26 protein-coding genes are annotated in these 25,075 nt (G+C 41.1%); 20 read left to right on the top strand and 6 right to left on the bottom strand.

The features are described from left to right. Window positions 1–258: 258 nt before the first annotated feature. The 4 genes from G3O08_RS17550 to dinB all read left to right on the top strand — a co-directional run bounded on the left by G3O08_RS17550 (window position 259) and on the right by dinB (window position 3,109). On the top strand, window positions 259–1,029 hold the full coding sequence (locus tag G3O08_RS17550; protein ID WP_163286763.1) for an XRE family transcriptional regulator: 771 nt from the start codon (window positions 259–261) through the stop codon (window positions 1,027–1,029). 215 nt (window positions 1,030–1,244) lie between these two features. Beyond that, window positions 1,245–1,349, top strand: coding sequence for a four helix bundle protein (locus tag G3O08_RS21310; RefSeq protein WP_163286762.1), 105 nt, complete (start codon window positions 1,245–1,247; stop codon window positions 1,347–1,349). A 9-nt stretch (window positions 1,350–1,358) separates the two neighbouring features. Then, window positions 1,359–1,616: a four helix bundle protein gene (locus tag G3O08_RS17540; protein ID WP_163286761.1), complete on the top strand. Its 258-nt coding sequence runs from the start codon at window positions 1,359–1,361 to the stop codon at window positions 1,614–1,616. Window positions 1,617–1,762: 146 nt separating this feature from the next. Continuing rightward, window positions 1,763–3,109, top strand: coding sequence for a DNA polymerase IV (dinB, locus tag G3O08_RS17535; RefSeq protein WP_163286760.1), 1,347 nt, complete (start codon window positions 1,763–1,765; stop codon window positions 3,107–3,109). 103 nt (window positions 3,110–3,212) lie between these two features. On the opposite strand, the gene G3O08_RS17530 is transcribed toward dinB, so the two are convergent. The 4 genes from G3O08_RS17530 to G3O08_RS17515 all read right to left on the bottom strand — a co-directional run bounded on the left by G3O08_RS17530 (window position 3,213) and on the right by G3O08_RS17515 (window position 5,742). After that, complete coding sequence (locus tag G3O08_RS17530; protein ID WP_163286759.1) at window positions 3,213–3,848, bottom strand: hypothetical protein; 636 nt, start codon at window positions 3,846–3,848, stop codon at window positions 3,213–3,215. A 287-nt stretch (window positions 3,849–4,135) separates the two neighbouring features. Then, window positions 4,136–4,732 (bottom strand): DUF1287 domain-containing protein, encoded by a 597-nt coding sequence (locus G3O08_RS17525; RefSeq protein WP_163286758.1) that lies wholly within the window; start codon window positions 4,730–4,732, stop codon window positions 4,136–4,138. Window positions 4,733–4,744: 12 nt separating this feature from the next. Beyond that, on the bottom strand, window positions 4,745–5,161 hold the full coding sequence (locus tag G3O08_RS17520; RefSeq protein ID WP_163286757.1) for a hypothetical protein: 417 nt from the start codon (window positions 5,159–5,161) through the stop codon (window positions 4,745–4,747). Window positions 5,162–5,262: 101 nt separating this feature from the next. Continuing rightward, a complete protein-coding gene (locus G3O08_RS17515; RefSeq protein ID WP_163286756.1) occupies window positions 5,263–5,742 on the bottom strand; it encodes a DUF5362 family protein in 480 nt (159 codons plus the stop codon). Window positions 5,743–6,014: 272 nt separating this feature from the next. Between G3O08_RS17515 and nadA the strand changes: the two genes are divergently transcribed. From nadA to G3O08_RS17460, 13 genes are all read left to right on the top strand, one after another. Next, a complete protein-coding gene (nadA, locus tag G3O08_RS17510) occupies window positions 6,015–6,989 on the top strand; it encodes a quinolinate synthase NadA (protein ID WP_163286755.1) in 975 nt (324 codons plus the stop codon). Beyond that, window positions 6,989–8,554, top strand: a complete 1,566-nt coding sequence (gene nadB / locus G3O08_RS17505) for an L-aspartate oxidase (protein ID WP_163286754.1) — start codon at window positions 6,989–6,991, stop codon at window positions 8,552–8,554. Before nadA ends, nadB begins: the two co-directional genes overlap by 1 nt. 57 nt (window positions 8,555–8,611) lie before the next feature. Beyond that, window positions 8,612–10,762 carry a Tex family protein gene (locus G3O08_RS17500; RefSeq protein WP_163286753.1) on the top strand — a complete coding sequence of 717 codons (2,151 nt, stop codon included), beginning with the start codon at window positions 8,612–8,614 and terminating at the stop codon, window positions 10,760–10,762. A 346-nt stretch (window positions 10,763–11,108) separates the two neighbouring features. After that, window positions 11,109–11,588, top strand: a complete 480-nt coding sequence (locus G3O08_RS17495; protein ID WP_163286752.1) for a hypothetical protein — start codon at window positions 11,109–11,111, stop codon at window positions 11,586–11,588. A 152-nt stretch (window positions 11,589–11,740) separates the two neighbouring features. Beyond that, window positions 11,741–12,217: a hypothetical protein gene (locus G3O08_RS17490; protein WP_163286751.1), complete on the top strand. Its 477-nt coding sequence runs from the start codon at window positions 11,741–11,743 to the stop codon at window positions 12,215–12,217. Window positions 12,218–12,396: 179 nt separating this feature from the next. After that, complete coding sequence (locus G3O08_RS17485) at window positions 12,397–12,801, top strand: c-type cytochrome (RefSeq protein WP_163286750.1); 405 nt, start codon at window positions 12,397–12,399, stop codon at window positions 12,799–12,801. An 821-nt stretch (window positions 12,802–13,622) separates the two neighbouring features. After that, on the top strand, window positions 13,623–13,859 hold the full coding sequence (locus G3O08_RS21305; protein WP_239541327.1) for a hypothetical protein: 237 nt from the start codon (window positions 13,623–13,625) through the stop codon (window positions 13,857–13,859). Window positions 13,860–13,926: 67 nt separating this feature from the next. Next, window positions 13,927–14,379: a reverse transcriptase domain-containing protein gene (locus tag G3O08_RS21300; protein ID WP_317164101.1), complete on the top strand. Its 453-nt coding sequence runs from the start codon at window positions 13,927–13,929 to the stop codon at window positions 14,377–14,379. Continuing rightward, window positions 14,337–14,978, top strand: a complete 642-nt coding sequence (locus tag G3O08_RS21570; protein ID WP_262888986.1) for a group II intron maturase-specific domain-containing protein — start codon at window positions 14,337–14,339, stop codon at window positions 14,976–14,978. Before G3O08_RS21300 ends, G3O08_RS21570 begins: the two co-directional genes overlap by 43 nt. A gap of 244 nt (window positions 14,979–15,222) precedes the next feature. Then, window positions 15,223–16,275: a PDDEXK nuclease domain-containing protein gene (locus tag G3O08_RS17475; protein ID WP_163286749.1), complete on the top strand. Its 1,053-nt coding sequence runs from the start codon at window positions 15,223–15,225 to the stop codon at window positions 16,273–16,275. Between the two features lie 266 nt (window positions 16,276–16,541). Beyond that, window positions 16,542–17,006, top strand: a complete 465-nt coding sequence (locus tag G3O08_RS17470; RefSeq protein ID WP_163286748.1) for a PIN domain-containing protein — start codon at window positions 16,542–16,544, stop codon at window positions 17,004–17,006. Window positions 17,007–17,595: 589 nt separating this feature from the next. Continuing rightward, window positions 17,596–18,258: a hypothetical protein gene (locus G3O08_RS17465; RefSeq protein ID WP_163286747.1), complete on the top strand. Its 663-nt coding sequence runs from the start codon at window positions 17,596–17,598 to the stop codon at window positions 18,256–18,258. Window positions 18,259–18,520: 262 nt separating this feature from the next. Continuing rightward, window positions 18,521–18,973 carry an energy transducer TonB gene (locus G3O08_RS17460; RefSeq protein ID WP_163286746.1) on the top strand — a complete coding sequence of 151 codons (453 nt, stop codon included), beginning with the start codon at window positions 18,521–18,523 and terminating at the stop codon, window positions 18,971–18,973. Window positions 18,974–19,086: 113 nt separating this feature from the next. Here G3O08_RS17460 and G3O08_RS17455 read toward each other — a convergent pair whose 3' ends face one another. Next, a complete protein-coding gene (locus G3O08_RS17455; protein WP_163286745.1) occupies window positions 19,087–19,626 on the bottom strand; it encodes a hypothetical protein in 540 nt (179 codons plus the stop codon). Between the two features lie 25 nt (window positions 19,627–19,651). Beyond that, window positions 19,652–21,133 carry an MltF family protein gene (locus G3O08_RS17450; protein WP_317164099.1) on the bottom strand — a complete coding sequence of 494 codons (1,482 nt, stop codon included), beginning with the start codon at window positions 21,131–21,133 and terminating at the stop codon, window positions 19,652–19,654. Window positions 21,134–21,586: 453 nt separating this feature from the next. Between G3O08_RS17450 and G3O08_RS17445 the strand changes: the two genes are divergently transcribed. The 3 genes from G3O08_RS17445 to G3O08_RS17435 all read left to right on the top strand — a co-directional run bounded on the left by G3O08_RS17445 (window position 21,587) and on the right by G3O08_RS17435 (window position 24,623). Next, entirely contained in the window at window positions 21,587–22,240 is a 654-nt protein-coding gene (locus tag G3O08_RS17445; protein WP_163286744.1) for a Crp/Fnr family transcriptional regulator, read from the top strand. 62 nt (window positions 22,241–22,302) lie between these two features. Beyond that, window positions 22,303–23,097, top strand: coding sequence for a sulfite exporter TauE/SafE family protein (locus G3O08_RS17440; protein ID WP_163286743.1), 795 nt, complete (start codon window positions 22,303–22,305; stop codon window positions 23,095–23,097). 116 nt (window positions 23,098–23,213) lie between these two features. After that, complete coding sequence (locus G3O08_RS17435) at window positions 23,214–24,623, top strand: MBL fold metallo-hydrolase (RefSeq protein ID WP_163286742.1); 1,410 nt, start codon at window positions 23,214–23,216, stop codon at window positions 24,621–24,623. Window positions 24,624–25,075: the final 452 nt, after the last annotated feature.

Below are 25,075 nucleotides of genomic sequence, written 5' to 3'. Positions count from 1 at the left end.
TTTTTGGCATTCAGCAGAGGGATTACCTAGACGAGAGACCCCGAAAGGTTTGGACAACCTTTGGGGTCTGAATTCTATCCTAATTTGGAGAGCGATCTCCACAACCGAAGGGCGTAAACCGTCTGCTATAGTATGAGCCGTCTCTGCGACCAACTAGAGACCGTATGGTCGGGACTGCAACACTACTTAAAGAATTCAAACTGATTTTTGCTAATATTATTAGAATGATTCGTAAATTAGCCGCTTAAAACAAAGACTATGTATTTAAGTCAAAACATTCGTTATCTGCGTAAGCAGCTGGGTTTTACGCAATCAGATTTGGCACAGCGACTGGGGTTAAAGCGCCCAATTGTAGGTGCTTACGAAGAAGGTAGAGCCGAGCCCAGGCTCCAAACCCTCCAAATGATGGCCGAGTTTTTTGGGTATAGCCTCGATCAGCTCATCAACACTGATTTGAGCACAGGGGTGAGCAGTGCCGATGCCTCCGGAAAAGCATTGCGGATATTGCCCATTGCCATAGATGCGAGCACTCAGGAAGAGCGCGTAACGCTGGTGCCGGTAAAAGCTGCAGCGGGTTATCTCAATGGTTTTGGCGATTTGGACTATGTTTCAACACTGCCCAATTTTGCGATGCCCTTTCCGGAACTCCCCGCCGATAGAACGTATCGCATTTTTCAGATTGAAGGCGAGAGCATGATGCCTATCCCATCAAAAGCATACGTAATATGCGAGTACGTACAAGACTGGACGAACCTAAAAACCGATGACCGCTATATTTTTCTCACCAAAGATGACGGTATTGTGTTTAAACGGGTTCGCACCATTCCCGAAAACCGGCAGTATGAAATGATTTCAGACAATACCGATTTTGAGCCATACACCATCAAGCAGGCACAGGTGCTGGAAGTGTGGAAGGCACGAGGAGTGATGAGTTTTGATTTGGAGGCGTTTAGTTCGTTTGGCAGCGGTGGGTTTAGAGAAGTTCTGGGAGCAATTGGGAGGTTGGAGAAATTAGTCACGAGCCGTTGAGGTCACGAGTCGCGAGTCACGAGTCTCGAGAGAAGTGCGCAACGTTTCGTGCGTTGTTTTGAGATTGGACATCTGTTTTTTATTAAATTGATAAGCGCTGCGCAGCAGTTAGATAAAACTTAATCAGTAGGCTAAGCCTTACACACTCGCGACTGGCGACTCGAGACTTAAAAGAGACTTATTGATTTATATTCATTTACATTAAACGATTAATTATGAAAGATTTTAAGAAGTTAAAGATTTGGCATAATGCAATTGAGATTGCAGTGTTGGCCTATCCGCATGCACGTTTGTTACCTTCAGAAGAGAAGTTTGAATAAGCCAGTCAATTGCGAAGAGCATCTACATCTATTTCAAATAATATTTCTGAAGGCTGTGCGTATGAAACTCCAAAGGCGTTCAGGCAATATTTACGTATTGCGCTTGGTAGCTGTTTTGAAGTGGAAAATCTATTTGTGCTTATTGGGAAGCTTTATCCGGAAATTACCGCACCCAACCCGGAACTTTTGAATCTAATCCAAGCAGAGCAAAAAATGATAATTGGACTGATGAAAAGCCTTAAAAGAGACGAGGGGAGGAAGCAATAAGCCGGAAATGGTCTCGAGTCGTTAGTCTCGAGCGAGCATTAAGCTTGAAATAGTTATTAGTACAAGTTGCGAGAACGGTTGTGAAGTTATTTAAGAGGAATGAAGTACAAATTTTAGCTATGCTTTTTGATAAATAGGAAGGTACCATGAATAAAAAGGATCAAACATATCTTGATGAAGAAACCTCTCGTGACCCACTAGCGACACGTGACTTGGGACTCGTGACTAATCCCTCTCCACCATATTCTCCTCTCGCGACTCGCGACTCGAGACTCGCGACTCAGCAACACACGGTTTCCCATTTGGATTTAGATACGTTCTTCGTATCCGTAGAGCGGCTACTCGACAGCCGGCTCAACGGAAAGCCCGTGCTTATTGGCGGCGTAACTGACAGGGGAGTGGTGGCTTCGTGCAGCTACGAGGCGCGCAAGTTTGGCATACACTCTGCCATGCCCATGCGCCAGGCTAAGCAGCTTTGTCCCGAAGCGATTGTGATACGCGGCAACTCGGCGACTTATACCAAGCACTCCGAAATTGTGACCGAGATTATCCGCCAACGTGTACCCTTGTTTGAAAAAGCATCTATCGATGAGTTTTATGTGGATCTTACGGGAATGGACAAGTTTTTTGGCTGTGTAAAACTGGCCTCCGAACTGCGACAGGCGATTATAAAAGAATCGGGATTGCCTATTTCTTTTGGCTTGTCGGTAAATAAAACGGTTTCTAAAATTGCTACCGGTCTGGCCAAACCCAACAACCAGCTTTTTGTAGAGCACGGAACCGAAAAACCTTTTCTGGCTCCCCTTTCGGTGAAAAAGATACCCATGGTAGGCGAAAAGACTTACCAAACACTTTGCAATCTGGGAGTGAAAAAAATCTTTACCGTTCAGGAAATGCCGATAGAGATGATGAGCAGGGTGCTGGGCAAAAACGGTGAGGTAATCTGGAAAAAAGCCAATGGAATTGACAACTCGCCGGTGGTTCAGTTTAACGAGCGGAAGAGCATAAGCACCGAGCGCTCCTTTGACCGCGACACCACAGATGTGGAAAAGCTAAAGGGCATACTCGTGGCGATGGCCGAAAATCTGGCTTTTCAGCTGCGCCGTGGCGAGAAGCTCAGTGCCTGCATTACCGTAAAGGTGCGCTACAGCGATTTCGATACCCGCACCATGCAAATGCGCTTGCCTTACACCGCCGCCGATCACATAATCATTCCCCGTGTAAAAGAGATGTTTGACAAATTGTACAGCCGCCGTGTGCTGGTGCGAATGGTTGGCGTGCGATTCAGCCATCTCGTAAGCGGCGGAAATCAGATCAACATGTTTGACGATACCGAAGAGATGGTAAACCTCTATCAGGCAATGGACAAAATGCGGGTGCGCTACGGCGATAGGGCTGTAATGCGCGCTGCCGGCATGGAAGCCAGATCAATAGGACGCAGCAATCCGTTTAACGGCGAACCACCACCGCTGCTGCCCAATAGACGCAGATGACGTGTTTTGTAGAGACGCAAGGCTTTGCGTCTCCCGTGGAAATGCGTCACGCAGAAAACCGAAATCCAATGTCATTTTGCAAATCTAAATCCCCAATAATCCATTATTGAAAATGAACATACCGATTATTGACAATCAAAGTATCACCTTCTTCAATATCTTCAAGCGCCGTGATTCCAAATTCATCCAGTGCCGATTCAAGCGTATGAAACTTTTGATGTAAATTTGAACTACACGAGATTATAGTTAATTCACCAGTATACGTGTCACAGTACTGCGAAAATCCCTGCACAAGTCTCAGGTGCGATGGAGAGCCAAGACCGATAAAGACATTAACAATTGTATCACTCCCAAAAAACCCATCTATCTGGGTATAAACAGAGTCATTAGAAATAATATAAGGGTGACCTTCAATGGTGCTATCCGGTGCCATACTAAAAACAGAATCTTCTGTAAAAGTCAATCCAGGTGATGATTCATAATATTCAGCAACAAGAAAAGAGTCATCTTCATCATCTTCTACAAAATCAATAAAATTCAGTCCGGTAGTATTCACCTCCGCACCATTCGTCCACATCTTAAAATCAATATTTTCGAAATGGGAGAAGGCTATGGTATGCGGATACGTCATCGTAGCCGGATCGTTGCCGGAATTGTCATCGTCATCGTTGCACGACTGCAAAAAAGGAAGGAATAATAGAGCTGTCGCGAATAAAAGTAAATTGTTGAATTTTTTCATGATTATCAGTTTTACTCGTCTGCAAGATAGAGAAAAATTATAATAATTGTCGCGCGAATATTTTTAGAGGTTTGATGGAATTAGAATAATATACCGCAGCATTGCAAATGCAGCGGGGAGATAGCCGGATCAATAGGACGCGGCAATCCGTCTAACGGAGAACCACCACCGCTGCTGCCCAATAGACGCAGATGATCGATTACTGCTGCGGTAAAGACGCAATGCTTTGCGTCTCTAATGCACAGCGTCTCCAATCCTTGCCTCTCCAATACTTTGCCTCTCAAAACCTAAATCCCCGCCAGATACCGATAATGCCCAATAATCTCAAAATCAAACAAACAATCTGCCAAAACCTGGCCGGCACCGATATTGTGGACAATCAAATACCGTTTATTATCAGCCGATTTTTCATCCACCACAATTCCGATATGCGTCATACCTCCGGGAAGATTCCAGCAAATAATATCACCGGGCTTATAGTCATCCGCATTTTGCGACATCGTTTTCACCGTGCCTTTTCGCTCAAAGAATTTCATCAAATTAGGGACTCTCCGGTGATCAATATTTTTATCGGTCGATTTTAATCCCCAATTATTCGGGTAAATCGCAAAATTGGATTTCATATCTTCATGAACCTCCTTTTGGAGATCAATTCCCAATTTGCGGTAAGCCCTGATTACAACATCGGTACACACGCCCTTGTTAGCGGGCACATCTCCGTTTGGATAAGCCATGGAATAATAAGCAGGATCATAAGTAACTCGTTGAGCAGTAAGCTCAAGAGCCGCATCAGACAAATTTTTAACCTCTATTTCTTGTCCGAAAGCAGTAATGGAAAATAGCAGTGCTAACGCAAGAAAAGCGTTTTTTATGGAAATTGCCATAAAGACCAAACGCTAATTCAGATAAAAATTGCGAAACCCGGCCGTGTCCGATTCTCCCTTTCGGGAAATGATGATATTCTCAAACAAAATTCTATTCGAACCCGAGGCGATGATTTCTTGAGTCAGGGTATCGGGAATTTTGTCTCCACTGCCCACATATATTATTACACTATTTCCATCGGGAATAAAATAGGTAAGGTCGTAAGAAATAATCTCCCATTCGGGCATATTTTCAATTGTTAGCTCATGGCTTTCTGCCAATTGCGAAAAGGTGATAATATCGGTTGTGAGATGTGAAAGACCAATATTTTTGTTTTCTGAATGCCTGCTTACAACTTTATCTGGTTTGGTTTCAGACAATGTGTCTTTGTTTTGGCTCCAGCCAATTGTACTTGTGCAAACGAGAACTAAAAGAAGGAGAATTTTCATAGATGCATGTTGAAAAGATAAAATAATTCAATAACAACGCGAAAACTTTTCTTCACAACTAAATATTGCAGCGCTTGGCCTAAAGCTTCATTGCAGTCATTCTATCCAAAAGCACTCATCGCCGAAAAGCCTGCAATTGCCATAAAAATAGCAGCTAAAACGTAAAAAGACATAACGATAATCATCAAAATTCCCACAAACTTATAATGTGATTTCAAATTTTCAAAAGCACCTTCTAAAGCGCCGTTATCGTGACTGTTAAGTGCAATTTTTAGCTTTGATCCAAATTTATACAAATACATAACCGGGAAGAAATAGAGCAGGGCAACGAAAATATAAAAGATACCAAAGAATCCAGAAAAACCAGCTGCCGGAGTTCCCATTTCGCTAGCCATAGCACCAAATATAGTTCCAGCAAATAGGCCGAAAATGACCATTAAACCTATTCCGATAAAACCGAGAATGGCCATAAAGTTGACCCATTTTCTTGTTTCGTGCAAAAATGAAATTGCATTTGGGCTAAGGGTAAGTTCTTGACTTACAGCACCAGAATTGTCCAGTACATCGTGAGTAGACTCCATATCTTTTTAAATTTTTACCAATTATAGTTAAAAAATAAGAATATTGCATTTTATGGTAAAGAAAATTACGTTAACGGTTTAAAACAAAACATATGTGTAAGTTGATTTGTCAGGCATTTAGAACGGCAAATTATTTTAAGTTGGACCTTGATTTCAAATCAATAAAACGTCTATCTTTGCGTCGATTTTAAGATAGAAGGTAGCGAACAGAGATCTCTGCGCGGCCTATTTAGTTCTCAAGTGCGGGTTGCGCGCGGGTTTCAAATAATTTAATGACCACATTAATAAAGGAGCGTGCAAAATCGCTTAACACATTTTCGAAGACTAACCTCGCGGAAGAAATTCTGCGTTTAAAGAAAGAAAAAAACGCGATTATCCTCGCCCATTACTACCAGGAACCTGCCATTCAGGAAATAGCCGATTTTGTTGGCGACAGCCTTGGATTATCGCAGCAGGCAGCTTCGACCGATGCCGATATAATTGTTTTTGCCGGGGTTCACTTTATGGCCGAAACTGCAAAAATCATCAATCCAAAAAAACGTGTTCTCTTACCAGATCTCAACGCATCCTGCTCTTTGGCAGAGTCGTGCCCCCCAGATTTGTTCAGGGAATTTATCGACAAGCATCCTGGTCACACTGTAATTACTTACGTAAACTGCTCAGCTGAAATTAAGGCGATGAGCGATATCGTTTGCACCTCTTCAAATGCCGAAAAAGTGGTAGCATCCGTTCCACTTGGTACACCGATTATTTTCGCGCCCGACAAGAATCTCGGTGCCTACATTATGCATAAAACCGGTCGCGAAATGCTTTTGTGGGATGGTGTATGTATTGTGCACGAGGCTTTTGCAATTGATAAAATCTTGAAATTGCACCAGAAATATCCACAAGCGCAGTTTATTGCCCACCCCGAATCGAATCCCGAAATATTAAAAATCGCTTCGTATATCGGCTCAACTACTGGAATGATTAATCACGTAAAAACCGATTCGGGTAAGGAGTTTATTGTAGCCACCGAAGCTGGTATTCTCTATAAAATGCAGCAGGAAGTTCCCGAAAAGGTATTGATTCCAGCTCCTGCTAAAGAAGATAATACCTGCGCTTGCAGCGAATGTGCTTTCATGAAAATGAACACCATGGAGAAGCTTTACCTGTGCCTCAAAAATGAAACGCCCGAGATTCACGTGTCTGACGAGATTAGAGAGAAAGCCATTATACCTATTGAGCGTATGCTCAACCTATCGTGATGCAAAACTTCGATTATCTGGTAATCGGCTCGGGAATCGCCGGGCTCACATTTGCCCTAAAAGTTGCCCAGCACAAGCCGCATTCAAAAGTGTGTATTGTTACCAAAGCCAATGAAAATGAGTCGAATACAAAATATGCGCAAGGCGGAATAGCTGTGGTGCTCGACACCATCCTAGATTCCTATCAAAAGCATATTGACGATACGCTCAAAGCTGGCGATGGCCTTTGTGATAGAAATGTGGTTGAGATTGTAGTTACTGAAGGCTCTGCCCGACTTCGGGAATTGATAGACTGGGGCGTACGGTTTGATAAAAATGGAAAAGGCGATTTTCACCTTGGTCTCGAAGGTGGCCATTCCCAAAATCGAATATTGCACCACAACGATATTACCGGTTTTGAAATTGAGAAAAACTTACTTATTCAAATTCACAGGCAGTCCAATATTCAGCTTTTTTCCAGCCATCTGGCTATAGATTTGCTCTTGGAAAAGGATTCGCAAACAGTGGAAAGTAAATGTAGTGGCGCGCTAATTTTGAATACAGAAACCGGTACAGCAGAGGTTTTTAGATCTTCAGTATCTATGCTCGCTACTGGCGGTGTAGGCCAGGTTTACGGCACTACTACCAATTCTGTAATCGCCACCGGCGATGGAATTGCTATGGCAAATCGAGTAGGAGCAAAAATTCAGGGAATGGAGTTCATCCAGTTTCATCCCACCGCTTTAAAGCATGGATCAAGCTCGCCTTCGTTCCTGATTTCTGAAGCGGTGCGAGGCTCTGGAGCGTATTTGGTAAATGCGAATGGTGAACGTTTTATGGTAAATTACGACAGTCGCCTGGAGCTAGCTTCTCGCGATATTGTATCACGAGCAATCTATACCGAAATTAAGAATACCGGCAGCGATTGCGTCTATCTCGACTGCCGCCATTTAGATAAAGTGGAATTTGAAAACCATTTTCCAAATATTGCTGCACGGCTCAAATCGGAGGGAATAGATGTTTCGCGTGATCTAATTCCCGTAGCGCCGGCGGCGCATTATCTCTGTGGAGGAATTGATGTAGATGTGCACGGACAAACTTCTATTTCGGGACTTATGGCTTGTGGCGAATGCGCGCATACAGGCTTGCACGGCGGCAATAGGCTGGCCTCAAATTCTCTTTTAGAAGCTGTAGTTTTTGCGCACAGAAGTTATTTGAAAGCAATTGAAATTGCCCTCAAACCATCTTATATTCATGAATCTTTAGAATGGTTTAAGTACGCTTCCGCGAATGTTGAATCGGAAAAGCGGATTGCCCATTGGCGGAAGCAAGTTCAGAATATAATGGACGAAAATGCCGGGATAAACCGAATGGATAAAACCTTGCAAGCGGCCAAAGTGAAGATCAAATCTTTGGAAATCAAGGTTGAAAAAGCAATTGAAACAGTTGGCTTTTCGCTACCGCTTATTGAATTGCGTAACTTAATAGTTATAGCCACAATGATTGTCGATGCATCTTTGGAAAGAAATACAAACAAGGGTACCTTCTTTAAAATAGAATTTGATAAAGTTAAGATCCTCGCCTGATTTGGATTTCGTGTCGTGGTTTGCCAGCAAACCATAACTTTGCAGAAAATTTAAAGCATGGCGGAAACCACGAATTTGGTCATTGAGCGTAGTCGAAATGCAAGAATTTCCAAAAATCTGAATATTAGCGAAAAACAAGTCGCCAGTACTTTGGCACTTTTTGCCGAAGGTGCAACTATTCCTTTCATCGCCAGGTATCGGCAAGAGCGCACAGGTGGCCTCGATGAAGTGGAAATCGCTGCCATCCAAAAAGAAAATGCCATCCTACTTGAGCTGGAAAAGCGACGAGCTTTTATCCTGGAAAGCATTTCAGACCAAGGATTAATGACCGATGAGCTCAAGAAACAAATTGTCAACTCCTGGTCGCTTACCGAACTTGAAGATCTCTATTTGCCATTCAAGCCAAAGCGTAAAACCAAAGCATCTGTGGCGCGAGAAAATGGATTAGAACCACTTGCCGGTGCCATCATGAAGCAGGAATCGGGAAATGTTGAACAACTGGCAAAACGGTTTGTAAAAGGCAATATTTCGAATGTTGATGAAGCTCTGGAAGGTGCCCGCCACATCATGTCAGAATGGGTTAGTGAGCGCCAACGTGCCCGCGAAACGGTGCGCCGCCTCTTTCGCCGAAAGGCAGCCATAACAGCAAAGCTCGTAAAAGGAAAAGAAACCGAAGCCGAGAAGTACCGAGATTATTTTGAGTTTTCAGAACCGCTGCAGCGCATTCCCAGCCATCGGCTTTTAGCAATTCGCCGCGCAGAGAGCGAAGGTTTTTTGCGTGTAGCTATTTCTCCACCTGAAGAAGAGGCGCTGAAAGACTTGGATCGGATTTTTGTAAAGAGTGGAAATCAAACCGGTCAACAAGTTGAGCTGGCGGTAAAAGATGCTTACAAGCGCCTTTTAAAACCCTCAATCGAAACGGAATTTAAGTCAGAAAGCAAAGAAAAAGCAGATGAACAGGCGATAAGCGTTTTTGCCGAAAATCTGCGTCAGCTTTTGCTCACTCCGCCGGTTGGTCAAAAGCGCACCCTCGCAATAGATCCCGGATTTAAAAGTGGATGCAAAACTGTTTGCCTCGATGCGCAGGGACAATTGCTTCACAATGAAACGATTTATCCGCATCCTCCGCAGCGCGAAACCAGCCAAGCCGCTGCAAAAGTGGGGCAGCTCGTAGAGAGTTATAAGCTGGAAGCCGTTGCGATTGGAAATGGAACAGCCGGTCGGGAGACTGAAGATTTCATCCGTCAGCGAGTGCGTTTTCGCGATAATGTTGAGGTTTATATGGTTAATGAAGCCGGCGCTTCGGTTTATTCTGCATCGAGTGTGGCGCGCAAGGAATTTCCCGATTATGATGTAACGGTGCGCGGTGCGGTGAGCATTGGTCGCCGACTTTTAGATCCGTTGGCAGAGCTGGTAAAGATTGATCCGAAAAGTATTGGGGTTGGTCAGTATCAGCACGATGTAGATCAAAATAAGTTGAAGGAATCGCTTGACCAAACGGTGATAAGTGTTGTAAATCAGGTGGGAGTGGAGCTCAATACGGCCAGCGTACATTTATTGAGTTATGTATCTGGTCTGGGACCAAAACTGGCCGAAAACATTGTGGAATACCGAAATGAAAACGGCGTTTTTGAAAGTCGCGAAGCGCTGAAAAAAGTTAAAGGTCTGGGGCCAAAAGCCTTTGAGCAATCCGCAGGATTTCTGCGCATATCAGACGCAAAAAACCCACTCGATAATTCTGCGGTTCACCCCGAAAGTTATGGTGTGGTGCGCAAAATGGCAAAAGATTTAAAAAAGTCGATTGATGATTTGGTAGGAGCCCGATCTGCTTTTGAGGCTATTGATCTAAACCGATACGTAACCGGTGAAACGGGATTGCCAACCTTAAAAAATATTGTGGAATCACTTGGCAAAATAGGTCGTGACCCGCGCGGAAAAGCCAAAATGTTCAGCTTCGATCCGAGTTTACGCAAGGTAGAAGATTTGAAAGAAGGAATGATCGTTCCCGGCATTGTAACCAATATTGCAGGTTTTGGTGCTTTTGTAGATGTGGGCGTAAAGCAGGACGGCTTAATTCACGTAAGCGAAATGGCCGACCGGTTTGTTAGCGACCCGAATGAAATCGTAAAACTCAACCAGCAAGTACAAGTGAAAGTGGTGAGCGTGGATGTGGCACGTAAGCGGATTCAGCTTTCACTTAAAATGTAATCTCTAGTCTCTAGTCTCTAGTCTCGTGTCTCTAGTCTCAAGTCGCGAGTGGGTTTACGTTCAGGGATTACTTTCTTGATATTTTTAAGACATATTATTTCAATAATCTTGTAATTTGAAGGTGCTTTGATCAATCATTGACACCTGCTTCGCCACATTTGCGACACTTCTTACGAGCGGCGGTATGCTGTGACTGCGACAGAACTATTGGATATTTTGATTGAAAAAAGTACATTTGAGAAATCCGAACCGGACTTACCGACATAATGAATATGTACCACATCGGGTATTGGTGAGTGTGGTTTATACGGATGTTAGTGGCAAGCTAAAGAAAAATCGTACTTAAATGAAACTTTTTAAAACAATTTGGCAAAAAAAAAGCAATGAGAAGAATTTACTTTCAACTTCTTTCCCATCTTGTGTGAAAGAAATAATTAAGAAAATTGATGAAGTAAATTCTGAAATTAATGATGATGAATTTTATGGTATAATTTCTCAAAAAGCAATTAACGAATTTGAATCAAACGAAATTTATATTTTTTTACCAATAGCTTTTGCACAACTTTGGATAAAAACAGCAAATTGGAATGAAGAATATAATGAAATACTCCCTAATAAAAAGGAAGTGTCAAAAAGATATGATGAAACTTTATCTTTTCAAATAATAATTGAGATTGTTAAAGAGTATTTTGAAAATAAACCTTCTAAAAATACTATAATTCAAATTGGCGGAAGAAGCGCGGAGATTAATGCAATAAATAAATTGTTATTAGATGGTGGAAAAGTTGAAGATGTAAAAGTGACGAAAACAACTATAATAAGATAGCCAGCCACTAACAGCCGTTACAAGATATTTGGGTTTTAGGCTGAATTTAAAGATGGTTTTGTACTTGGAAAACTTGTGCATAATGGAAAAAATACGCATCTTTAATCCCAAACATCTTGTAGCGCCAAGACGTTGTGCTTAATTGAAAAATAATGAATAGAGAAAAGACATTGCTGATACTTTGGATAATCTACGGTTTCGTGTTTGTTCAGGCAGTTGATTCAGTTCTATTTTTCTTAACTCAATTAGTGTACTTTGGAACCATTAGTATTGGAATATCCTATTCGATTTTAAATTACCTTTTACCTGTTGTGACTATTGCACTTTATTTGACGACAATACTTTTCCTTTTAAAGAAAATTAAAAACACTTCTTCAACAAGTGGGATACTCTTAACAGAGTTTCCAAAAAAGCAATTTCTAATCTTGACAATTTTAGCGATTGTACTAAATCCATTGACGCACAAATTATCAGGCCTATTCGCTGAATATTTTTCTTATTTACAAAACGAAGACATTAGTGGTTATCTTGAATTCTACGGATGGATGCATATGGGAATCGGTATTGCGCGATGGTCTTCTATAGTACTACTTGCCATGATATTCTTAAGAAAACACAACACAGTATGAATAAAGAAATAAGCACAACATTATATTAACGTAATGCGGGCTGAACGTCTAAAAATGAATATCTTTCAAGCAACAAACATTACGGTTTATTGAAAGTCTGTGCTTCGAAATCCCGCACTACGCTAATACATGCCGTTGTGAGCAATTAGAGATGATGGTTAAGAAATAAAAAATGAGAAATGAAAAATAACCTAACACTATTCATAGTTTGTTTCGTAATGACCAATTTCTTTTGGAATGTCGCAGCAGCTCAAGATGGGAAGAATCTATTCGACGGACAATGTGGTACATGTCACAATTATGCCGTACAAATGATTGGTCCGCCAATTACCTTTATTTCTGATTATAAGAGTTTCGACTGGTTCGTAGACTTCACGAAAGATCCAATTTCTTATAATCGAACTGATAAAGATGAGTATACCAGATTAATGTTAGACCACTATCTACCGTTTTATGGTGTTCACCCACCTGTTAAGTTGACTGACGAAGAATTAAGCCTCATTTGGAATTTCTTAATTGGTCTGAAAACGAAAACCACAGAAGACTTAGAAACGGATTCACTAAGGAAAAGTTGGGTGAAATAACAAATGCTCACAACATTATATAAGCGTAATGCAGGGCTATCGTCTAAATATGAATACTTTACAAGTAATGAACTTTACGATAAGTTGGAAGTATGTGCTTCGAAATCCCGCACTACGCTTAGTGTGCCAAGAAGCAGCCACGGCAATAAAATGGCTGCATGCTGTAAATAAGATGATGGTAGGTCCATCAGAGTCGTTGTATAGGCGATGGCTCTAAACCACCCAAAGGTGCTGTCCCGCCTGGGCGGGATGGTATTGAGCGTTTGGGAGAATCCGATCCATGAGGTCGGCAGGTATGAATAAAGGAGTTGAACAGCCTGTCCCGAACTTGATTCGGGAAAAGTGAACCATTGATGAGGTGTCCCCGAAAATACGGGGCAGGCGGAGAAATGCGTACCTCCAGTCAAAAGCTACGAAGTAAGCTACGGAGCGAAAAGTAATGTTAGCGATAACATTAATTACAGAGAGTGCCTATTTATTTTCTGTAAGGCTGGCGTCATTATTCCCGTATAGACATATTTTTTTAGGCGGTGGTCATGAGCTCCACTTCGTTCCGGTTCAGATGGCAAGAACTTTATTCGGGCTTATTTATGGAACTTGGGAAGCTGCATACAAATGCCAAGGGAAATGCGCAATAAGAACAACTTAGAGGCAAAATACCGATAGTGTATGCAGCGGCAGACCAAGCCGTAGTAGCTGTGAAGTTTCTGAACTGCGAAGCTTTCACGAATACCAAAAACAAATAGATATGACATGAGTAAATGGAAATGGAGCAAAGGGCTTGGGTTGTACCGTTACATTTTATTGACCAACTCATAAGAATGAGGATGAATTTATGGAATGAAACAAAATCAATACCGATTAGCCGCCAAATGGTTTGGGAGGCTTATCAAAAAGTGCGTTCCAACCAAGGGGGTGCAGGAGTAGATGAGGTAAGCATGCAAGAATTTGATGCAGACCGCAGTAAACACCTGTACAAACTCTGGAATCGAATGGCATCGGGGAGTTATTTTCCCCCACCAGTCAAAGAAGTGGAACTTAGCGAAGCGCTTTCATGAGCACCAATAAAAAACAACATGTCGCGAATAGATACCCAAGAAGGACGGAAGTATCCGTAAATTGGGTGTGCCTACCATAAGCGACAGGGTGGGACAAACGGTTGTCAAAATGTTTATAGAAACCAGATTAGAGGCATTATTCAGTCCCAATTCCTACGGCTATCGACCCAATAAAAATGCCCATCAGGCATTGCAATCGGTTCGAGAAAACTGTTGGAAACAAGATTGGGTAATTGACCTTGATATCAAAGGATTCTTCGACAATATAGATCACCACAAACTGATGCTGGCTGTAAAGAAACACGTACCCGAAAACTGGGTCGTTCTTTACATCAATCGATGGTTGGAAGCACCCGTTCTTACAAAATCCGGACATCTGGTCATAAAGCAAGGAAAAGGAACACCGCAAGGGGGCGTTATTAGCCCTCTATTGGCAAACCTATTTCTACATTATGCTTTTGACAAATGGTTGAAAACATGGATAAAGATGTACGATTTGCACGTTATGCCTACGATGTGATCATACATTGTAAGAGCAAAGCTCACGCAGAGCTAATATTGAAACAAACACATCAGAGGATGGGATCTGTAGGCTTGGAGTTACATCCAGACAAGACAAAAATCGTCAACTTAGCGAAAGCGATCTCACGCAGCGAAGCAAGTAATTGCAGAGACTATCGCAGAAAGGCAAAACACCAGGCTGTCAAATTTGACTTCTTGGGTTATTCCTTTCAGCTAAGAAGCACAATTTCAAAGAAAAATGGAAAGATGTTTTTAGGTTTTGACTGTGCCATCAGTATTAGTTCAAGAAAACGAATTGCCGATAAGCTGGAAGAACTGAATGTGAACACGTTAAGTTTTAAAAGTATTGTAGGGGTTGCCCAATACCTCAATCCAATAATTAGAGGGTGGGTACACTACTATGGCAAATTTAAAATGTATGAACTCACAAGAGTCTTCCGAATGCTTAGTGCGCGGTTAGTTCGGTGGGCACGGAGAAGGTATGAACGCTACAAAAATAGCATTAAAAGAGCCTATAAATGGTTGACAACAATGAGGAAGCAATTTCCAACATTGTTTTACCATTGGCAATTTTCTGAAATAAATGTAGTAGCTTAGATTTGTACAACAGGAGCCGTATGATGGGAGACTATCACGTACGGTTCTGTGAGAGGCTTAGGGTGAAATTCCCTTTGCCTACTCGATTATTGCCGTTCTCTGCAAGCGGAAGTACGAGCCGCTCAAACGGCAAACTTAACATTTTATCAAAGCCCAGACACTAAAGCAAAAGAGCTATTGTTCCTAATGTTTTTTTGGAGAAAAAAAACTATACTTATGGCAAATATGCTTTTACGAAATACTTATGGCACACAAACCCTCAAATAAAAAACTCTATTCCCAAATTGTGGATTTATTGCAGTCTGCAAGAAATAAGGTAGTGCAAACAGTCAACCAAACTATGGTTTTGACCTACTGTGAAATTGGGAAAATGTTGGTTGAAGAAGAACAAGGCGGCAAAGACAGAGCAGAATATGGTAAAGAGCTTCTAAAAGGGCTATCAGAGGTTCTGACTAGAGAGTTTGGTAAAGGTTTTTCGGTAAAAAATCTTGAACGTATGAGGTCATTTTACCAGATTTATGGAAAATCGTCAACACCGTTGTCGAAATCTGAAAATCAAAAATCGCAGACACCGTCTGCGGAATTGAAACAACATGAATTTGTATTAAGCTGGTCGCATTATCTAAAACTTATGCGAATTGATAATGAGAATGAACGCAAATTCTATGAGATAGAATCCCTAAAAAACAATTGGAGCGTTAGAGAACTCGAACGCCAATATGATTCGGCATTATACACAAGGCTTGTCTTAAGCAGAAACAAAGAAAAGGTAAAGGAACTTTCAGAAAAAGGACTTATTCTCGAAAAACCAAAAGACGCCATAAAAGATCCATATATTTTAGAGTTTTTAGGTCTTCCGGAGCGTTCGGAATATTCGGAAAGTCATTTAGAGGAAAAGATTATCGACAAACTTGAGCACTTCTTGCTCGAACTTGGCAACGGATTTATGTTTGTTGCGAGACAAAAGAGAATTTCTCTGGACGACACACATTTTAGAATAGATTTAGTGTTCTACAATCGAATTTTAAAATGCTTCGTGATGATAGACCTGAAAATTGGAGAGCTGAAGCACCAAGACCTTGGACAGATGCAAATGTATGTGAACTATTATGACCGAGAGATAAGATTGGAAGATGAAAACAACACAATCGGAATCGTACTTTGCCAGAACAAGAGGGAATCTGTTGTAGAATATACTTTACCTGAAAACAACGAGCAGATTTTTGCAAGCAAATACCAAACTGTCTTACCGAGCAAAGAAGAGTTGAAGTTAATAATAGCCGAACAAAATAGCTAACGCTAAATTTTGAATTAACAAGAACAATAAATTGACAATCAGTACAAAAGAAAGCCAGCAGAGAACATTTTATAAACGTAATGCGGGCTTCACGTCTAAAAAATGAATATCTTTCAAGTAACAAACTTTACCAAGCAACAAACTTTACGGTATATTGAAAGGATGTACTTCGAAGTGCCCCACTACGCTTATATTGCCGTTAGGCACTAGGCAAAAAAAAATCCGTCTACAATTTAACTTCTCGCTGAATTTCGTAAATTTAGGAAATGAAAAAACAACGGATTTATTTGGACACTTCAATTTTCGGCGGATTGCACGACGAAGAGTTTCAAGAATATACGGAACCTTTATTTGAGCGGGTTAAAAAATCTGAATTTGAAATAATTTACTCAAATGTTACGGAACAGGAATTGGAAAATGCGCCTGACCGAATAAGAGCGACCATTGAATTGCTTCCTAAAGATTCGACTGTTTATGTAAAATCGGATATTGAATCAGCCAATTTGGCCAAAAAATATATTGACGAAGGAGTCGTTGGTCCAACATCATATGCAGATTGTCTGCACATTGCTTTGGCAACAATACATAATGCGAACATTTTAATAAGCTGGAATTTTAGACATATTGTAAACGTAGTAAGAATCGTAGGATATAATTCCGTAAATATTGCGGAAGGCTATAAACCAATCGATATTCGTTCACCAAGAGAATTAATGACTTATGAAGACTAAAGAAAAAAACACGAAAAAAACCTTTGATGCCGTAAAATTTATGCGCGAACAAAGGGACAAAATTTCAAAGGACATAATGAATTTAAGTCCAGAGGAAATTGTCAAATATTTTGAACAGAATAAAAACAAAAAGCGGATAAAGCCCAGTGCCTGAAACCGTGTATAAGCCATTGCTGGGTTCGTGCCTATCTGGAAATTTGTGGGGATTTTCCAGCGGAGTTTTGTACTTTTAATGGCTCGTGTGGGAGACACGCAACGGCTCATACACATCAACGCTACCAGCAGAAACTGAAATCATTAAAAAGAATTTTAACCGGACACCAGTGAGTCACGAGTCGCGAGAGGGTGTACGTGCAGGGATTTAGTTTGATGATATTTTCAAGTTCTGTTAGTTCAATAATCTTGCTATGTAAAGATTTCTAGGGTATATGAATGAATATTATCGTGCCGTAAGCTTAATAAGCAAAACCTCGAGACTAGCGACTTGCGACCCGTGACCCTTTTATTGGCTCGCGACTAAAAAAGCTTGCGGCTTAGAGCTTGTCACTTGAAGCTAATTTCCACTACCTTGCGGTAAATTTAAAAATCAATGCGTTTTTTATTCGGTGGAATTGCCATTTTTCTGTTAATAGCCTTTGTTGTTGGCCAAATTTTTACGCCACGGCGTGCACCAATCCGTAAAGTTTTTGCGAAAGGGTTTATGATTACCGCTGTATCCTTTTTGGCTCTCGGTGCACTGTTCGGAGTGGGCGCTTTAATTTATTACGGTGTTACCGGAAATGGAGCACCCAATGATCGGTACTCAAAAATGACCATAGAGGAAAAAGCCTACTACGTTGATTCGCTTATTACAAATCCGCCAAATCCCTCCATCGAAGAGCTGAAAGATATATTTATGGACTTTCGGTTTGGTACTACCTCGCTACCTTGTTTTGAATCTATTCACAATTTTGATGTGGTTTCGCTTATGCAGATAGAGCAACTTGAAAAAGGTGGCTCAAAGCTAGCGGGTAAGATTTTTGAAACCACTGCCTATGGTGAGTTTAAAACCAATCAACCCTTAGAAGGATTTCACCTTAAAGGAACTTTTACCGTTCAGTACATTTTCTCGGAAGGTACGCGCGACAAGCCTTTGGGATGGCACTTTTCTAAAATCGTTGTCAGAGATTGCGAAGTTCTTTCGAAACATCCGGGTCCAAAAGTGCTCGGACAGGATAGTCTATATCCCGGTTTAGAGAGAAGGGTTGAGTGATAGCGTTTGTATTAAATGCAAAAGTTTTCTCTAACATTCCATAGATGGAAATTAAAATTTTGGATGTTTCAGATGATTGGGGTGGTGGATTAGTTTGTGTCAAACTGTAAACGTGAGACAATACAGATTGCCATGAATTTAGAAATAAAAGAAAATCATTATCCATTCCCATAAAATCATCCTTTTGGGTGAGGGAAAATGTTTAATCCGGGAGTAATTTAGCACTCTAACGAAATCATTAATAGATTGCTAACCAAATCTCATGAAAACTAAAAAATTATTTCTCCTCGCCATTGGAATTGTATTTACGTCTTATTGCTTTTCTCAGGAAATATCAGAAAATTATCTGAACAACCTTTCCCTGACCGAATATGATTATCACTTAGAGAAAGCTGAAAACCTTGAGAAAAGTGACAGGCGGGCCACCTTTAGTAAATCTCCAAAGTACAAGAGTCTTCAGCAGTTTATAAACCTTCATATTGAGTTTCCTGATGACGCGCGATTAATTGGGATTTCAGGTTCCGTAATCGCCCAATTTGAGATTTTGGGTGATGGATCGTTGGGCGAAATTTACTTTGTTCAGTCTCCTGATTTGCTACTTTCTCAAGAAGTTGAGCGTGTTTTGCGCATGGCACCGCAATTTATACCGGCTATAAAAAACGGCAAAATTGTTCCGTCTTTTGAGCAGGTCAAGATTAATTTTACACTGCAGTAGAAACATTAGAATTGTGAGTGATAGCGATGTGGTTTCGAAACATTGCATGACAGACAATGGCTACCAAGATAATTTAGTTCTTGATTTAAAAGGAATATTTAGAGAAGAATGAATCACTCCACAGGCCTAAGCACAACCGGAATCCGTACCTTTTTATCTTTACTAAGCTTTTTAAATTGCTTTAAATCCGTATCGAGAAATAGGAATGGCTCACCAAGTTCTTTAGGTGCTTTCATTTGTTTGCCGCCGTATTTGGCAATCAACTTCTCTTCATAGGTGGTATCGGCAACGCAAAATACTTCTACATTTAGATTGCCTCCTTTCGCGGGCGATAAAATATAGCATAACCATTTTCCATCTGCTTCAATTTTCGGATCGATAATCTTTTTGCTTAAAACATATTTTTCGCCGAAAGGCTTAAGTATAAGTGAATCAGAAAGATATTCAGGAAGACTGTCGCTAATAAAATAATTTTCTCCAATCTCCACTTTTGAGGTCATTGACTCAATCTCATAAATATAATTGCCGCGAAGGCTTTCAGGAACACGGTCTAAAGGAGTTGCGCCCGTAGGCATGGGTTCGTTAAATACAATAAATGTACAAGAAGATGCTAAGACAGCGAGAAGGAACATGCGGAGTGTCTTGAAAATCATATCACTTGGTTTTAAAAAGTTGAATCTACTCATTTTCCGCATCCAAAAGTTCGGCAACCACCGATTCATCTTCTTTAATAAACTGCCGGTAATGTCCGTAACGCTCCCAAATTTGACTCACATAAGTAAAAGGCTCGAGTCCGCGTACGTATCCGTAATACACCACCGGGTCGTTGTAATTAGCTGGGTAACTAAGAGCCAGAATCATCTCTTCTACGTTGTTGTCCCATACCAAAGAGTCAAGGCCGCGCTTTGACGCCAGGCGTTGCGCATCATATACATGGCCAATTCCGCAGTTGAATGCAGCCATTGTAAATTTCAGTTTATCTATCGAATCGGGAATATGCGAAAAGCTTCGGCCAAGTTGATCCAGATATTTGGTGCCGCCACGGAGATTTTCTTCCGGGTTTTCAATGTCTTCCACGCCGAGTTCGGCTGCCGTTTCGGGCATAATTTGCATCAGGCCCGCAGCACTCGACCACGATGCTGCATTGGTCTCAAACTTAGATTCCTGATAAATAAGCGATGCCAGTAAGCGCCAGTCCCAGTCAATTTGATTGGCATAGTGTTGAATTAATTCGTCATACTGGCTAATTTTGTTTTTGTTGAGGCTGTAAAAGTCGCTTTTAACGCGACGGCTAAAATTGCGTTTATTCTTAAAATATTTGTTGTAGATTACATAATAATCTTGCTTTTTCTTCATCCCGGCTATCCAGCTATTAGCGGCTTCAAGAAGTTCTTCGCTTCCCGGTCGCACCGCCCAGGCTATGCGTTGAGAAAAACTAATCGGCACATCAATATCCAATTCGGGATAATATGATGCATTAATTGCGGCAATATTATTGTCGGCCACGGTATATTTTATGGTTCCATCGGCTACCATTTTTATGATCTCGTCGGTCGATAAATTTCCCGGAAGGGTATCGATATATATTTTGCCGCCAATCTCTTCGCTTAAATTTTCAATACGGGTAAAATACGAGGAGTTGCGCCGCACCGAAATGGTGTCGCCAATAAGCTCAATCGGATCTTTAATGAGTTGACTTTCCAGCTTACTCCAGCTTATTTTGCGCCAGTTTTGAGGCTTGCGCTGCACCAATACCTGATTTACCAGATAGAGATAATCGGTAAACTGAACATTCTCTTTTCGTTCGCCGGTAATGGCAAAACCGTGTGCAATCAAATCCACATCGCCTTGATTGAGCTGATTAAACATGCTGTCGATATTGTCTGTTACAACAATTTCCAGTTCCAAATCGAGATAATCAGCAAATTTTTCGAGGAGTTCATATTCGAAACCCATGGGCGCACCCCGGTACAAAAAATAGCTTGTGGCGCTGTAAGTAGTCAGCGCGCGTAGCTTTCCATGATGCTGAATTGTAGCCAGATCTTTGTGAAAAACCACATGGTTTTCATTATCTTCCGCGTTATTTTGTTCCTGTGTACCGCACATAGATAGGGCGAGCAAAGTAAAAACGCAAAGAAGAAAATTACTAGCTGATTTCACGAGTGAGATTTAAGAAATGGTCGGTTTGAAAGGTAATAAAAATATTTCCATCAATATAAATTTTGTGTTCTGTCGTAAAAATCAAGATTTACTCAGTTTGCTAAGTCAACTAATAATTGTAAATACAAAATGAATGTTTGTTGGGCTTACACGCATCTATTTCACTGATTTAAAAGGATGTATATAAATTCTATAAATTAACACAACCCAACCATTCATATCCTTTAGGCCGAAAGTGCGACACCCACAGCACAATTAAATAATCTATAACGCACTTACTTTTTAAAATCTGAATCAGATAGATTATTGACTGGAAAAAATCTGCTATTTTATTGGTGGTGTAAATCGGTGCCCTCAGGGGTGGGCTGCTCGAAGGACGTAAATTTATAGACGGGCTTATTCCGAGAAAATAATCAAACTCAGGTTGCTATATTTGCCACTTATTCCTTTTATATGATTTCCAACGAAAGTTTAGTGAATGCCCGTTTTGATTTTTTCAGCGATGAACTCAAACAGGCAGTTTTAGAAGAAGGTACCGTAAAAGAAGCTAACGCCGGTGATATTTTAATCAAATCGGGCGACAAAATCTTAAATACAATGCTGGTCGTTGATGGCCGGGTTAAAATATACCGCCAGGACGAATCGGGCAAAGAATATCTTTTGTACTACCTCGAATCTGGCAATGCATGCGCCATTTCTATTATGTGTGCACTCCAAAACGAGGAAAGTAAAATTTCTGCTGTGGCCGAAACAGATGCGACATTAATCTCAATTCCATTTGAATTTATTGGCAAATGGATGGAGAAATATCCCGCATGGAATGCCTTTGTTGTGCGAACTTATCGAGCGCGTTTTGACGATTTGCTATTGACTTTAGATCATATTGCCTTCCGGAAAATGGATGAGAGATTGGTTTTTTACTTAAAACAGAAACAGGAAGGTTTTGGAGATGAAATTCCTGTGTCGCATCAGGAAATAGCCAAAGATCTGAATTCTGCCCGCGAAGTAATTTCACGCTTGCTGAAAAAACTTGAGCAGCTCGGAGCCATAGAGCTAGAGCGAAATATGATACGGATTATTAATCTGGAAAAGTTTTTAATGGTGTGAGTTAGGTTACATGTTCAGGGGAATGAAATAACCAACTTTGCGAAGAATATACCCTTGCCTTTATGCTCGAAATTTTTGGATTTATAGCTGCACTTTTTATCGGACTCTTGCTGGGATTGATGGGCGGTGGCGGATCGATCGTTACAGTGCCTGTTCTGGTTTATTTAATGCATTATTCTCCGGTTGTTGCCACAGGCTATTCACTTTTCGTGGTTGGTTCCACATCGGTAGTTGGTGCTTCAATGTATTGGAAAAGGGGGCTAATAGATTTTAAAACTGCGCTTAGTTTCGGAATTCCTGCTTCAATTGCAGTATATCTTACCCGCCAGTTTATTATCCCTGCTATTCCCGACAAGATGTTCGAAATTGGCTCTTTTCATGTTACAAAAAGTATTTTTCTAATGCTTCTGTTTGCCGTTATCCTTATTATGGCTTCTATGTCTATGGTAAAGGGTAGACAACGGGTCGAGAAGGCTCCCGGCGAGCAGAACATCATTCAGAGATCTGTTCTTTTGCAGGGTGTGGGCATCGGATTTCTTACCGGAATGGTAGGTGTTGGCGGAGGCTTTATGATCGTACCGGCACTGGTCATTCTTTCGGGACTTAGTATGAAACGGGCGGTTGGAACCTCTTTGCTTATTATAGCGGCAAATAGCTTAATCGGCTTTCTTGGCGATATTTTTAGAAGCGATATTGATTGGCGGTTTCTATTAGTCTTTACCGTTATTTCGATAATTGGTATCTTTATCGGCAATTTCTTATCGAAAAAAATACCCGGCGAGAAACTTAAAAAAAGTTTTGGGTGGTTCGTTCTAATTATGGGGTTGTATATCCTTTTAAAAGAAATTTGGTTTTAGATATCAAACAAATTTCCGTGTCTTGCGCAACGTAACAGCAGTCACTTATAATGTGAAGCGAGATTGCGACCTTTGCACTGCAAAACAAGAAAGAAAAACAAAGAAATATAGAAAATATGAAAGTAGAACAAATATATACAGGTTGCCTCGCGCAGGGCGCCTACTACATTGAGAGTAAGGGAGAAGCAGTGGTCATTGATCCGCTTCGCGAAGTGCAGTCTTATTTAGATACTGCAAGAAGAGACGGAGCCAAAATCAAATATGTTTTAGAGACGCATTTTCATGCCGATTTTGTATCAGGACATATAGATTTGGCAAAGCAAACAGGAGCTACAATCGTTTTTGGACCTAATGCTGCACCGAGTTTTGATGCGCATATTGCAAAAGACAATGAAGTACTGAAAGTTGGTGAAGTGTCAATAAAAGTTCTACATACACCCGGTCATACAATGGAAAGTGTATCGTATTTGCTTCTCGATAAAGACGAAAAGCCATACGCTGTTTTTTCTGGCGATACTTTGTTTCTTGGTGATGTAGGTCGTCCTGACCTGGCTGCAAAATCTAATTTTACAGAAGCACAACTGGCTGAAACGCTGTACGATTCTTTACGAAATAAGATCATGGTTTTACCCGACGATGTAATTGTCTATCCCGGACACGGAGCCGGATCGGCATGCGGGAAAAATATGCGCAAAGAAACGGTTGGGAGCATAGGCGAAGAGAAGCGTACAAATTATGCCTTGAGAGCCGATATGAGTAAGACCGAATTTGTAAAAGAAGTCATCACCGGCCTCGCGCCACCACCATCATATTTTCCAAAGAATGTGATGATGAATAGAAATGGCTACGAAAGTATAAATACTGTTTTAGATCGCGGATTGAGATCGCTTTCGCCAGAAGCATTTGAAGCTGCTGCTAATGAAACGGGAGCGCTGGTTTTGGATACCAGACATCAGGATGATTTCGTGAAAGGATTTATTCCAAAGTCTATTTTTATTGGTATAGACGGCGGGTTTGCACCTTGGGTTGGAACACTTGTTCCCGATATTACGCAACCTATTTTGATCGTAGCCGATAAAGGACGCGAGAAGGAAGTTGTAACCAGATTGGCACGTGTAGGATACGATAATTCAATAGGCTTTTTGGAAGGTGGGTTTGAAAGCTGGAAGAAGGCCAGTAAAGAAGTTGATTCTTTAGAGAGTATTCGCGCTCATGCATTTGCAGAACGAAATAATAATCAAAAACTTAATATTGTTGACGTTAGAAAACCAGGTGAATATCAAGCCGAGCACGTAGAAAATGCTGATAACAGGCCGCTGGATTTTATCAATGATAAAATGAGCGAATTTGATAAAGATCAACCCGCCTATCTTTATTGTGCAGGTGGTTACAGATCAGTAATTGCTAGCTCTATTCTTAAAGCACGCGGATATAACAATTTAGTAAACGTTGAAACAGGCTTTCCGGGAATTAAGGAAGCCGGAGTGACCTGTACAGCATATGTTTGCCCAAGTACGTTGGCATAATATAAAAGAGATATATCTGAAATAAAAAGGGAGCGCGCCATTTTGCACTTAACTTCCCCTGCGGAAGCTAATCTCTTTATACAACGTAGTTGATAATTATTTTCGTAAATTTTATACCAATCAAAAAGCTGTATATCAACACCTTCACGCACCCGTGCATTCTTCTCGGCAAAAAGCCTGGTCGGATGCAGGAAGGGCGCCAACGCTCATTTCACCCACGAGACCATTTTTATCATTTAAAGTAACCTATCTACGAAGTCCTCGTGTCATGAAAATCAAGGTTTCAAATGAAACCATAGACCGTGCGGCGGCAGCTCCCCTTTAGGGAATTAGCGTGTACCTAAGCGGGCTATTTACAATGGGCTGTTGATGTAAAAGTCAGAATGTACTTGATTGATATAGAAAAGACACGGACACTTGAGGTGTAACAACAAATCAAGGCAAAATGATCA

Origin of the sequence: Cryomorpha ignava (assembly GCF_010686655.1) — a bacterium.
Taxonomy (GTDB): Bacteria; Bacteroidota; Bacteroidia; order Flavobacteriales_D; family Cryomorphaceae; genus Cryomorpha; species Cryomorpha ignava.
The sequence above is the reverse complement of the archived record's forward strand: the minus strand, read 5'-3'. Positions and strand labels throughout refer to the sequence as shown.

Coding starts and splice junctions, on each gene's coding strand:
- G3O08_RS17550 (WP_163286763.1), top strand. CDS start 259: ATGTATTTAAGTCAAAACATTCGTTATCTGCGTAAGCAGCTGGGTTTT.
- G3O08_RS17525 (WP_163286758.1), bottom strand. CDS start 4,732: ATGGCAATTTCCATAAAAAACGCTTTTCTTGCGTTAGCACTGCTATTT.
- G3O08_RS17485 (WP_163286750.1), top strand. CDS start 12,397: ATGAAAAATAACCTAACACTATTCATAGTTTGTTTCGTAATGACCAAT.
- G3O08_RS17455 (WP_163286745.1), bottom strand. CDS start 19,626: ATGATTTTCAAGACACTCCGCATGTTCCTTCTCGCTGTCTTAGCATCT.
- G3O08_RS21305 (WP_239541327.1), top strand. CDS start 13,623: ATGAGGATGAATTTATGGAATGAAACAAAATCAATACCGATTAGCCGC.
- G3O08_RS17475 (WP_163286749.1), top strand. CDS start 15,223: ATGGCACACAAACCCTCAAATAAAAAACTCTATTCCCAAATTGTGGAT.
- G3O08_RS17460 (WP_163286746.1), top strand. CDS start 18,521: ATGAAAACTAAAAAATTATTTCTCCTCGCCATTGGAATTGTATTTACG.
- G3O08_RS17470 (WP_163286748.1), top strand. CDS start 16,542: ATGAAAAAACAACGGATTTATTTGGACACTTCAATTTTCGGCGGATTG.
- nadA (WP_163286755.1), top strand. CDS start 6,015: ATGACCACATTAATAAAGGAGCGTGCAAAATCGCTTAACACATTTTCG.
- G3O08_RS17440 (WP_163286743.1), top strand. CDS start 22,303: ATGCTCGAAATTTTTGGATTTATAGCTGCACTTTTTATCGGACTCTTG.
- G3O08_RS17490 (WP_163286751.1), top strand. CDS start 11,741: ATGAATAGAGAAAAGACATTGCTGATACTTTGGATAATCTACGGTTTC.
- G3O08_RS21570 (WP_262888986.1), top strand. CDS start 14,337: ATGGATAAAGATGTACGATTTGCACGTTATGCCTACGATGTGATCATA.
- nadB (WP_163286754.1), top strand. CDS start 6,989: ATGCAAAACTTCGATTATCTGGTAATCGGCTCGGGAATCGCCGGGCTC.
- G3O08_RS17515 (WP_163286756.1), bottom strand. CDS start 5,742: ATGGAGTCTACTCACGATGTACTGGACAATTCTGGTGCTGTAAGTCAA.
- G3O08_RS21310 (WP_163286762.1), top strand. CDS start 1,245: ATGAAAGATTTTAAGAAGTTAAAGATTTGGCATAATGCAATTGAGATT.
- G3O08_RS17465 (WP_163286747.1), top strand. CDS start 17,596: ATGCGTTTTTTATTCGGTGGAATTGCCATTTTTCTGTTAATAGCCTTT.
- G3O08_RS17520 (WP_163286757.1), bottom strand. CDS start 5,161: ATGAAAATTCTCCTTCTTTTAGTTCTCGTTTGCACAAGTACAATTGGC.
- dinB (WP_163286760.1), top strand. CDS start 1,763: ATGAATAAAAAGGATCAAACATATCTTGATGAAGAAACCTCTCGTGAC.
- G3O08_RS17435 (WP_163286742.1), top strand. CDS start 23,214: ATGAAAGTAGAACAAATATATACAGGTTGCCTCGCGCAGGGCGCCTAC.
- G3O08_RS17500 (WP_163286753.1), top strand. CDS start 8,612: ATGGCGGAAACCACGAATTTGGTCATTGAGCGTAGTCGAAATGCAAGA.
- G3O08_RS17445 (WP_163286744.1), top strand. CDS start 21,587: ATGATTTCCAACGAAAGTTTAGTGAATGCCCGTTTTGATTTTTTCAGC.
- G3O08_RS17495 (WP_163286752.1), top strand. CDS start 11,109: ATGAAACTTTTTAAAACAATTTGGCAAAAAAAAAGCAATGAGAAGAAT.
- G3O08_RS17530 (WP_163286759.1), bottom strand. CDS start 3,848: ATGAAAAAATTCAACAATTTACTTTTATTCGCGACAGCTCTATTATTC.